This window comes from Kribbella sp. DT2 (genome assembly GCF_049844575.1).
Taxonomy (GTDB): Bacteria; Actinomycetota; Actinomycetes; order Propionibacteriales; family Kribbellaceae; genus Kribbella.
On the sequence record NZ_JBNCLH010000004.1, the window covers coordinates 290766 to 301614 of the forward strand.

The 10849-nt window shown below is 71.1% G+C and carries 8 protein-coding genes; 6 read left to right on the top strand and 2 right to left on the bottom strand.

Translation table 11 applies throughout. From position 1 onward, the window contains the following. Nucleotides 1-157: 157 nt before the first annotated feature. A complete protein-coding gene (locus ACLQ2O_RS19340; protein WP_425833219.1) occupies nucleotides 158-1486 on the top strand; it encodes a neutral zinc metallopeptidase in 1329 nt (442 codons plus the stop codon). A gap of 120 nt (nucleotides 1487-1606) precedes the next feature. Continuing rightward, nucleotides 1607-2740 carry a neutral zinc metallopeptidase gene (locus ACLQ2O_RS19345; protein WP_425833221.1) on the top strand — a complete coding sequence of 378 codons (1134 nt, stop codon included), beginning with the start codon at nucleotides 1607-1609 and terminating at the stop codon, nucleotides 2738-2740. 402 nt (nucleotides 2741-3142) lie between these two features. Here the strand turns inward: ACLQ2O_RS19345 and ACLQ2O_RS19350 are convergent, their stop codons facing one another. Beyond that, nucleotides 3143-3391, bottom strand: coding sequence for a hypothetical protein (locus ACLQ2O_RS19350; RefSeq protein WP_425833223.1), 249 nt, complete (start codon nucleotides 3389-3391; stop codon nucleotides 3143-3145). A gap of 801 nt (nucleotides 3392-4192) precedes the next feature. On the opposite strand from ACLQ2O_RS19350, the gene ACLQ2O_RS19355 reads away from it, so the two are divergent. Next, nucleotides 4193-5122 carry a neutral zinc metallopeptidase gene (locus ACLQ2O_RS19355; RefSeq protein ID WP_425833225.1) on the top strand — a complete coding sequence of 310 codons (930 nt, stop codon included), beginning with the start codon at nucleotides 4193-4195 and terminating at the stop codon, nucleotides 5120-5122. 57 nt (nucleotides 5123-5179) lie between these two features. Here ACLQ2O_RS19355 and ACLQ2O_RS19360 read toward each other — a convergent pair whose 3' ends face one another. Further along, nucleotides 5180-6865, bottom strand: a complete 1686-nt coding sequence (locus ACLQ2O_RS19360) for a DUF2207 domain-containing protein (RefSeq protein ID WP_425833227.1) — start codon at nucleotides 6863-6865, stop codon at nucleotides 5180-5182. Between the two features lie 81 nt (nucleotides 6866-6946). Between ACLQ2O_RS19360 and ACLQ2O_RS19365 the strand changes: the two genes are divergently transcribed. Genes ACLQ2O_RS19365 through ACLQ2O_RS19375 form a run of 3 tightly spaced genes read left to right on the top strand, consistent with a single transcriptional unit; the run spans nucleotide 6947 to nucleotide 10781 of the window. Continuing rightward, entirely contained in the window at nucleotides 6947-8149 is a 1203-nt protein-coding gene (locus ACLQ2O_RS19365; RefSeq protein ID WP_425833229.1) for a neutral zinc metallopeptidase, read from the top strand. A gap of 6 nt (nucleotides 8150-8155) precedes the next feature. Further along, nucleotides 8156-10006 (top strand): protein kinase domain-containing protein, encoded by a 1851-nt coding sequence (locus ACLQ2O_RS19370; protein ID WP_425833231.1) that lies wholly within the window; start codon nucleotides 8156-8158, stop codon nucleotides 10004-10006. Between the two features lies 1 nt (nucleotide 10007). Beyond that, nucleotides 10008-10781, top strand: a complete 774-nt coding sequence (locus ACLQ2O_RS19375) for an FHA domain-containing protein (protein ID WP_425833233.1) — start codon at nucleotides 10008-10010, stop codon at nucleotides 10779-10781. Nucleotides 10782-10849: the final 68 nt, after the last annotated feature.

The following is a 10849-nucleotide window of genomic DNA, read 5'->3' on the forward strand; positions in this document are numbered from 1 at the left end:
CGGGCACCTTACCGTGACTCGTGCCTGGCGCAACGATTCCGCCAGGTGGACCAGGAGGGGCTGGGAGCGGGCTGAGCCCGGACTCGGATAGCGTCTGGCGGTGCGGCTGCGCCCCGAGCCGCGCAGGTGACCGCCGCCGGGGCACGGGAGAGTGCGCGTGTCCGACAACCAGTGGGGACCTCCTGGTCAGTACCCGCAGCAGCCGCCGCCCCAGCAGCCACCTCCGCCGGGCCCGTACCAGCCGCAGCCGCCCCAGTACGGCCAACCGCAGTACGGGCAACCGCAGTACGGCGGGCAGCCTGGCTACGGCGGACCGGGACAGATGCCGCCGCCGGGGCCGTTGGCGCCGCAGCCGTGGCAGACCCAGGCGCACTACAACGCCCGGCCGCCGATGCAGCAGCTGCCGCACGGGATCGGCTGGGGTGCGCCGCAGGGACCGGGTGGACCGGGCGGACCTGGCGGGCCGCGGAAGAAGAGCAAGGCGATCTGGTTCGTCGTCCCGCTGATCGTCGTCGGCGTCGCCTTCCTCGGGCTGCGCATCGTCAGCTACGCGCTCGATCACGACGGGCCGGACAACTACTCCAGCCCGGGGATCCCCACCTCGACGGACAGCCCGACGACCGACCCGACCGACGACCCGAGCGTCGGGGCGTCGCCCGACAAGCCGACCGGCGCGCCGACCACCAAGCCGCCGGCGCCGAAGCCCACGGTGACCAAGCCGACCGCGCCGCGGACCACGACGCCGCCGGTCCGGCGCGGCCCGACCGACTACGAGGTCGTCAGCCGGAACCGGCTCTACGCCGCCGGCACGATGCCGGGGACCGGCTGCCGGGAGAGCAACGCCCGGCCCGCGAACACCGCCGGGGCGCAGGCCAACTACAACAACCTCCGGACCTGCCTGACCCGTGCCTGGACCGCGATGGTCCGCAAGTCCGGCGGCACGATGCGCGCACCGAGCCTGGTCACCTTCACCGGGGTCGTGCAGTCGCCGTGCGGCTCGATGAGCGACACCGGCCCGCCGTTCTACTGCGGCAGCAACGAGACCATCTACATGAACCTCAAAGAGGACATCGGCAACTACAACCGGTACCCGCAGAGCTACCAGAAGGTCTGGGCGCGGATGTGGATGCTGCACCAGTTCGCGCACGAGTTCGGTCACCACGTCCAGCAGTTGACCGGCATCCTCGAGGCCAACCACGACCTGCGCTACGAGGCCGCGACCCGGTCCGAGGCACTGGAGATGACCCGGCGGCTGGAGCTGCAGGCCTCCTGCTTCAGTGACGTGTTCATCGGCGCCAACCGGCGCACCTACCCGATCACCGGCCAGTCGCTGACCCAGTGGAAGTGGCTGATCGGCAACGTCACCGACAACAACGACGACCACGGTGACGCGCCGAACCACAAGTACTGGGCCACCCGCGGTTACAACAGCCGCAACCCGGTCGTCTGCAACACCTTCACCGCTCCGTCGCCACGCGTGCGGTAGCGGATACCCGGCGTGGTCCCGGATGATCGGCGCAGCAATGTGCTGACGTGGACGGGTGCTGATGGATAGCCTGGCCGTCCGGATCACGCCCTGTGTGTCCCGGGGGGATGAGGATCAACCGTGTCTGACCAGGACTGGAGCGCACCACCAGGAGCACCACCGTCGGGACCGATGCCCGACGGGTCGCTACCGCTCTATGCCAGTTACCCACCACCCGGTACGCCGGGTGGCGGGCCGGCGTTGCCGCAGGTGGGCTGGGGGCCCGACTTCGGTGCCGGCGGCCACATCCGGCACGGCGGGCCACCGCGCAAGCGCCGGACCGGGCTGCTGGCCGGGCTGCTCCTGCTCGGTGGGGTCGGTGCGCTCGTGGTGATCACCGCGCTCACGCTGCGTAGCAGCAACGCGCCGACGGTCGCGCCGTCGTACGGGCCGGGGGCTGTGCCGACCAGTGCGAGCGCCACGCCGACCGAGCCGGACGACAGCCCGCCCGGAACCCCGGGAGCGCCCGGGGCGTCGCAGGACAGTGCAGCGATCGTCCGGACCGACGGGTTCTACCGGAGCGGGGTGCAGAAGACGGTGAACTGTCGGGAGCCGCGGATCGCGTTGGACTCGGCCGGGGCGGTGCAGACCTACTACGCGAACCTGGTCGGCTGCCTGAACCGGGCCTGGACGCCGCTGGTCCGCGCCGGGCAGGACGAGTACGCCGCGCCGCGGGTGATCTTCTGGGCAGGCACGGTGCAGTCACCGTGCACGAGCTCGTCGCCGACGTCGTTCTACTGCTCGGCGAACCGGACGCTGTACCTGAAGTACGAGGACGACATCAAGCTGTGGAACCGGGCCTCGGACGACGCGAACCGGTCCTTCTCGCGGATGTGGGCCACCTACACCGCGGGGCACGAGTTCGGGCATCATCTGCAGCAGCTGGCCGGGATCCTGCCGGCCGCGGCGGAGCTGGAGTACGAGGCACCGGACCAGGACGCGCGGCTCGAGGTGAGCCGGCGGATCGAGCTCCAGGCGTCGTGCCTCGGGGCGGCGTTCATGGGGGCCAACAAGACGTCGTACGGGATCACCGGGCTCGATCTGACCATCTACCGGCGTTACGTCGAGGCTCAGACCGGGGATGAGAACAACCGTGGCGGCCCGCGGGACCACGGGGCGCGGATCAGTCACCAGTACTGGGCCGCGCAGGGCTTCAACACTGTCAACAGCGCCAACTGCAACACGTTCACGGCTTCGGCCAGCAAGGTCTCGTGAGGAGTATCGATGTCGGACAACTGGAATCCACCCCCTGGGCGGGAGCCGTCGGAGCCGGAGGGCGAACAGCCCACCGGTGACCCAGGCACGCCCCCACGGGATGGCCAGTCGCCCCGCTGGTGGACCGAATCCACCGACAAGCCCGAGGAGTACCTGAAGCCGGACTCCCCACCGCGCGACCACCCCACCCCACCGACGACGCAGCCCCCCGCCGCGCCGCAGTGGTACACCCCGGGACTGAGCGACGAGCAGCCCGGCGGTCAACCGGGCGCTGGTGGCCAGCCGGGCGCCGGCGGTCAGCCGGGCGGTGCAAACCAGCCCGGTGGTCAGCCGGGTGCGGCGAACCAGCCTGGCGCACAGCCGGGTGGTCAGCCCGGTGCCGGCGGTCAGCCGGGTGGTCAGTCAGGTCCGGCGAGCCAGTCCGGCGCACGGCCGGGCGGCGCGAACCAGGCCGGCGTACAGCCGACTGGTGGTAGCCAGCCCGCCGAGGGTTCCCAGCCCGGCGGGCAGTCCGGCACGGGCTCCCAGCACGGTGCCACCGGGCAGCCGGGTGGTCAGCCGGTTCCGCCGCCCACCGGCGGCCAGCCCGGCAACCCCGGCTGGAACCTGCCGCAGTCCGGGCAGCCGACCCAGCCCGCACGCGGTCAGCACGCGGCCCCGCCGCCCAGCGCACCCCGCCCCGGCAACACCAGCGGCTACCGCTCCCACACCGGCACACCCCAGAACAACCCCCAGGACGCCCCCGCGACCGGCACCGGCAACAGCTGGAGCCAGGGCTTCGCCCCAGGCACCACCGGAGCCGTGCCCTCAACCGGTGGGCCGCCCGACAGCCCGTCTGCGGCAAGCGGTGGGTGGGGACGGCGGGACGACTCAGGCGCCGGTGCAACCGGCGGCGCCCACGGAGCCGGAGGCAGCGTGCCCCCGACCGGCGGCGCGAGCGACGGCTCAGCTTCGCCCAGCACCGGCTGGAACCAGGGGACCGCTCCGGGCACCAGCGGCGCCGACGGTCCGTCCGCGGCCAACGGTGGCTGGGGACGACGGGACGACTCAGGCGCCGGAGCGACCGGCGGTGCGCACGCGGCCGGCACCACCGGCGGTGCGCACGAGGCTGGCACGACCGGCGGTGCGCATGCGGCCGGAACCGGCGGCGGGGCGTCTTCTGCTGGTGGTTCGGCTGAAGGTGCCGGTGGGTTCACCGGGTCTTGGCCCAGCAGTTCGACCGGGCCCGTGCAGCCTCCGCCTGTTGGTGGGTGGCCTGGGCCCAATACCGGCCCCCAGCAGCCTCAGAACCCCTGGTCCGCAGCGGCGACCGGTGGGGGCTGGCAGCAGGGTGGGCCGAACGGGCCTCAAGGGGGGCAGCCGACCTGGCAGTACCCGCCGATTCCGATTCCGAAGCCTCCGGGCCCGGGCCGGCGTCGCAAGCCGCGGCAGCTGTCCAAGGGGCTGTTGATCATGCTCGTGGCGCTGGCCGTGCTCGTGGTCGGCTCCGGCGTGACCGTGGCGCTGAAGCTGACCGGTGACGACACCCCGACGACCCCGGTCGCCGCGGACACGCCTTCGGAGACCCCGTCGGAGACGCCGTCCGAGACCCCGAGCCCGACGCCGACGCCGACTCCCACCCCGAAGCCGACGCCGAAGCCGAAGCCCAAGCCGCGCGTGCCGACGGCGTACGAGGTGGTGGCGAAGAACAAGATCTACGCGGCCGGCGCCCTGCAGCCGACCAAGTGTGTCGAGCCGGCGTACCGGCCAACCACGTTCGCGGCGACCAAGGCCTACTACCAGCGCATCCTGCCGTGCCTGAACCGCACCTGGTACCTCGCGCTGAAGAAGGCCGGCCAGCCGTTCCGCGCGCCGCACCTGATCGTCTACGCCAACACGGTGAAGACGCCGTGCGGCACCGAGCGCGGCACCCGCGGCTACTACTGCGGCGCGAACGAGGCGATCTACATGCCGTTCAACGTCGACTACAACAACTACAAGATCAACCCGACCTACACCCGGGCGTGGATGCTGAACACGATCGCGCACGAGTACGGCCACCACATCCAGCAGCTGACCGGCATCTTCCGGGCCAGCTTCGACCGGCAGGCGACGATGGCCGACCCGAACCTGAAGCTGCTGGAGTCGCGGCGGCGCGAGCTCCAGGCGGCCTGCTTCGGCTCGGCGTACCTGGGGGCGAACGCGGCCTTCATCCCGATGCGCGGCGACCTGCTGAACAACTGGAAGTTCGCGGTCGCGAACGCCGGTGACGAGTTCAGCAAGCCGAAGGTGCGCGACCACGGCTCGAAGGTCAACCACAACCGCTGGTCGACCCGAGGGTTCACGTTCAAGAACCCGATCTACTGCAACACCTTCAGCACCAACCCGCAGTACACCAGCTGACAGTACGACGAAGCCCCGGGATCCCTTGCCAGCAAGGGATCCCGGGGCTTCGCTACATCAGAACAGGCGACGGGCCGCGGTCAGTGTCCCACCGAACGTCGTGACGAAGCTCGTGAGCGACTCCCCGATGTCGGACAGGTGCCAGTTCTCCGGACCGGAGTACCAGCCGATGCCTGCGTCGGGGTCGTCGTCGTCATCGGTCGCGGCGATCTCCAGCGCCCACTTCTCGGTCAGCCCGAGCACTGCGGCGTACGGCAGGCAGCGGGACGCGAACTCGAGCCGGTGGCTCTGCGGCAGACTCGCCGAGGTCTCGTCGGTCAGGTACCGCTGCAGGCCACCCACGCGACCCAGTACGGCGGCACCGCGCGCCGTACGAGCAGGGGCGACCTGTCCGGCCAGCGACAGCGCCACACCGGCCAGGATCACGGCCAGCCCGACCAGTCCGAACTTGGTGACGACGGCCAGCACGATCGTCAGCACCACACCGGCACCGACCAGCACCAGTCCGGCCGTGGTCCACCGGTTCCGTACGGCGTCCGGCCGGCTGGCGAACCAGCCCTGCGTGACGACGTCGGCGTACAGCTGCTCGCGCACCAGGTTGAGCCGGGGCCGCAGTGCCGAGCCGAGCGTCGACACCTGCACGGTCTCGCCGTCGGCGAAGACCGCGTCGAGCAGGGCCTTCTCGTACGGCAGCAGCTCGGGCCCGCCCTCGTTGAGCCGGACCAGCTGCCAGTCGTGCCGGCCGAACTGCGTCTCGCGCGGCAGCTCGACGATGGTCAGGTAGTTGCGGACGGCAAGGTCCAGCAGCGTCGCGGTGATGTCGACGACGTCGGCCGACTCGTCGACCACGGTGCCGACCTGGCCGGGCCGGATTCCGTCCGGCGCGGCGAACTGCGGCCCGTCGGTCCCGTCCAGCACCGGGCGCTCGGGCGCGCCCTCACCGGTCTTGCCGGCGTCACGTCCCTTGAAGAACCACAACGCGGCCGCGGCCAGTACGCCGAGCCCGAGCAGCAGAGCACTGAGACCGATCGTCGAGGAGTCGGCGGTGAAGGCGTGGTGCAGCGACCAGCGGGTCTTGAACTCCGCGTTCGGCTGGACCGTCGCCTGGCCGCTCAGCCCGGTCAGGAAGGTGACCCGGCCACCGGCGGGCACCTGGAGCTGCTCGATCACGATCTCGGCCGACTCGCCCAGCTGGAACGACGTACAAGGCATGCTCGAGCCGGTGCGGCCGGCGAAGCAGGTCAGCCAGGTGGAGAACGGGACGTTGACCGTCACGTTCGCCTTCGGGATCGCCGACCCGAAGCCCTGGAGCACCGGCCAGCTCACCTCGCGGCCCTCGGTCGAGTCGGCCACGACGTTGTCGACCTCGTAGCTGTAGACGATCTTCGACTGCCCGGACGTCTGCACCGACAGCTGCCGGCCGTTGTCGATCTCGGTGTCGCTGAACCCACCGGCGGGCCGGCCGTTCACGGTGGCCGACACGTTGCTGATCTCGTAGACCCGGTCGTCGTCGGCGTTGGACCGGACCCGCGTCGCCAGCGTGCGAACAAAGGTGTCGCCACCGGCCGCGACGTCGACGGTCTCCTTGACCTTGAGCACGCCGTCACCGGTCAGCGTCGCCTCGGCGGCGTACGCCGTGATCTTGTCGTCGGCGGCCTGGGCCGGCACGGCGCCCAGGGCAACGATCGGGACCGACAGGGTGACGAGCAGGGCAGCCGGTAGGAGGCGGCGCTTCAGTGACATGGGGTGAGAGTAGTCTCGTGCCGGTTCGCCCTGCGAACCCGTCACGACCTGCCACCGGCTTCAGAAGGGGTCCTGCGACCAGTGAGCAACCCGTACGACTACAACCGACCCCAGGACCGCCCGCAGGCCTATCGCCCGCCGGCGCCGCCGCCCGGCGTGCTGCCTCCGCCGCAGCCGGGCCAGTGGCCGCCGCCCCAGCAGTACGCCCAGCAGAACGCCCCGCAGCAGTACGGGCAGCAGCCGTACCCCCAGCAGGGCCAGTACCAGCAGCCGGGCCAGTTCCAGCAGTACGGACAGCGGCCCGGGCCGCAGTACCAGCAGCAGCCCGGCCAGTGGCAGCAGTACGGCGCCCCGAACCACTTCAACGGCTTCCAGCCGCCCCCGCGGCGCCGGAGCTCCGGTGCGGCCAAGTTCATCCTGCTCGGCGTCTTCGCGCTGGCCTTCGTCGGCATCACCCTGGCGGTGGTCGGCGGAGTCCTGACCGACAGCTCCGACAGCACGGCGATCCCCGAGAACAGCGGCCCGTCGATCGTCCCGACCGCGACCACCAAGCCGGACAAGGGCACCGCCGAGGACTACCTGGTCAACAGCGCGCTCTACGGCGCCGGTGGCCTCGGTGAGCTGAACTGCCCGGCCCAGAAGCTCGGCGACGGCAGCCTGGCGGCGCAGAAGGTCTACTACGAGAAGCTGTTCAAGTGCCTGAACGACGCCTGGCGCCCGGCGCTGAGCAAGATCGGCGTGAACAAGCCGGACCCGGGCCTGGTCGTGTTCGACAAGCCGGTCACCACCGCGTGCGGGACGTTCAAGCCGCTGTCCGGCCGGGTGCTCGCGTTCTACTGCTACGGCAACCAGGTGATGTACACCGACGTGCAGCAGATGAACAAGGCGTTCGGCCCGAAGGAGGACCTGGCCTACCTGATGACGATCGCGCACGAGTACGGCCACCACGTCCAGGGCGTCACCGAGCTGTTCTACGCCCGGGCCTACTACCTGCAGGACCACCCGGAGCAGAAGCTCGAGAGCTCCCGCCGCAACGAGGTGCAGGCCTCCTGCCTGGGCGGTGTGTTCAGCCGCGCGGTGGAGAAGAGCTACCCCTTCACCAACCGGATGAAGGAGTTCGAGTTCCAGGCCGGCCACAGCTTCGGCGAGTCCGAGGACACGCCGCCGGAGGAGCGGACGCACGGTCTGGCCAGCACGCAGGGCTTCTGGATCATGAACGGCTACAACATCGGCGAGACCAAGGCCTGCAACACCTTCGCCGCCCCGGCGAACCTCGTGAAATGAGTCTCCATGGACGACGGCTCCGCTGAGCCCGGGGGGCTGGTAGCGGACAGGTACCGGCTGATCGAACGGATCGGCCAAGGGGGGATGGGGTCGGTCTGGAAGGCCGAGGACCTCGCGCTGGACAAGGTCGTCGCGCTGAAGCAGGCGCGGCCCGAGGCCGGCGACACCGACGGCAGCCTGCTCGAGGAGGAGGCCCGGATCGGTGCCCGGGTCGAGCACCCGAACGTGGTGGCCGTGCAGAACGTCGTCCGGGACCACGGCTTCTGGATCGTCATGTCGTACGTCGAGTCCGTCAGCCTGGCCGCCCTGATCGACACCGGCGGGCCGTTGCCGGTCGAGCGGGTGGCAGCGATCGGCGGACAGATCGCCCGGGGTCTGCAGGCCGTCCACGCGGCCGGGATCGTGCACGGAGACGTCAAGCCCGCCAACATCCTGGTCACCGGAGACGGTACGGCGAAGCTGACCGACTTCGGCGTCTCCCGCCGGCAGGTCTGGGATGCGCCGACGCTGCCGAACGGCTCCCCCGGCGGTACGCCGGACGCGCTGGCCCCCGAGGTCGCCAACGGAGTCCAGCCGACCACTGCGTCGGACATGTTCTCCTTCGGCGCGACCCTCTACATGGCGCTCGATGGCAGGTCGCCGTACGGCGAGGACGCGAACCTGTGGGCGACCGTGGCCAAGGCGGCCCAGGCGGAGATCACGCCGCTGGAGCACGGCGGCGAGCTCACCTCGCTGATCAACCGGCTGCTGCGGGAGGACCCGACGGTTCGGCCCACCGCCGCGCAAGCCGTCGACGAGCTGACCGGGAGTGCCTCCATCGCCGGCCCGGCAGCAGCCCATCCGTGGTACCGCCAGAAGTGGACGCTGGCCGCAGCAGGAGTGCTCGCCATCGCCCTGGCCGCCACTGCCATCGTCAAGCTCACCGGCTCGACCGACGACGCCTCGCAACCTCAGAGCACCAGCTCCGAGCCCAGCGCCACCAGGACGAGCCCGGCCGCAGGACCGATCGGCGACCCGGTCACCGCTGACCCGTGCGCGCTGATCGACGCCGAACCACTGACCCGGTACGGCGAGACCGAGCTGATCCGCGACTACGGCAGCTTCCCCCGCTGCGACGTGGAGATCACCGGGACCGGCGCCCAGCTGAGTGATGTCCGGGTGGAGTTCGACAACCCGCCGCACCCCGACCTGGATCCGCCCGGCAAGCTGGAACGGCGGACCGGCAACGTGCTGCTCATCGCCCGGCCACCGACGCCCGCCAAGGGCGAGGACTGCGAGCGGACCCTCGTACTCAGCGACCGGCACCGCGTCGACGTCGTCGCCCAGGACACCGGCGACAGCACTCCGATGGACCTGTGCGGTATCGCCGAGACGGTCACCACCACCGCGGTGGCGCGGCTGACCGCCGGACCGGTCCCCCGCCGCGCTGAGCCCTTCCCAGCCAACTCGCTGGGACTGGTGGACAGCTGCACGTTGCTGGACGCCGCCACCCTGGCCAAGCTGCCCGGGATCGACGCCAACCACCCGGTCCGCTCCTTCGGCGGCTGGGGGTGCGAGTGGGAGAGCACCACCAACCAGCTCTCGGCCGTCATCCGCTTCGACCGCGACCAGCGGCTCACCGCGGAGGACGGCCAGCTGCTGACGCTGTCCGGCCGCGTGACGGCGGTCGAGCCGGAGGCCGACGGTCCCGGCATGTGCCAGGCGCTGATCACCCACCGCCCGTACGCGCGGGACAGCGGCGACCCCGCCGTCGAGCTGGTCCAGGTGATCGTCGCCGGGTCCGCCTCGACCACCGAGCTGTGCCGGCTGACCACTCTGCTCGCCCGTACGACGGCCGCCAAGCTCCCGGAGATCTGACATGAAGGCCCTCGGCCACCCGCTCCCGCCCGAGCAGCGCACGCTCGAGTACGGCGTACCGAACGCGCGACCGGGCACGATCTTCGTCCTCACCGTGCACGGCGGGATCCAGCTCGCGGCCGGGCCCGGCCGGGCGATCGTCTTCGGACGGAACGCGCGGGAGGTGAACGTGTGCATCGGCGGCGACGACCAGCAGGTCAGCCGCCGGCACGGCGAGATCGCCTACCAGGGCACGCAGTGGTGGGTGACCACCGCGGGCGCCCCGCTCCGGGTCCGCCGGGAGAAGCTGTTCGCGGGCGACGAGCCCTACCCGCTGGCCGCGGGCTACACCCAGTTGTTCGTGCCTGGCTCGGGCGATCGCGAGCACCTGCTCGAGGTGTACGTCGTCAGCGAGGCCGGCACCGGGCCGAAGCCGCGGCACGAGGCGCCGACCATCCCGCGGAAGAAGTGGACGCTGTCCGCCGAGGAGAGGCTCGTGCTGACGGTCGTTGGCGAGCGCTACCTGTTGCAGGAGCCGGCCGCGCAGCCGGTGGCCTGGCGGGTCGCCGCCGGGCGGCTCAACGAGCTGCAGGAGAACGCGGAGTGGAACGAGCGGACGGTCGCCCGCCTGGTCGAACGCGTCCGTCTGCGGCTGCACCGCGGCGCGGTGAAGGGCCTGACCAGGGAGGAGGTCGGGGAGCCGGTCGGCAACACGCTCAACCACAACCTGTTCACCGAACTGCTGGAGTCGGCCACGCTGACCCCGGCCGACCTGACCGCAGTGGACGACGACTGACGCGGCACCGGTCCCGCAGCGCTCGCTGTGACCATCTTGAGTGATGTCGTGTTCGCCTGCAGTTCAAG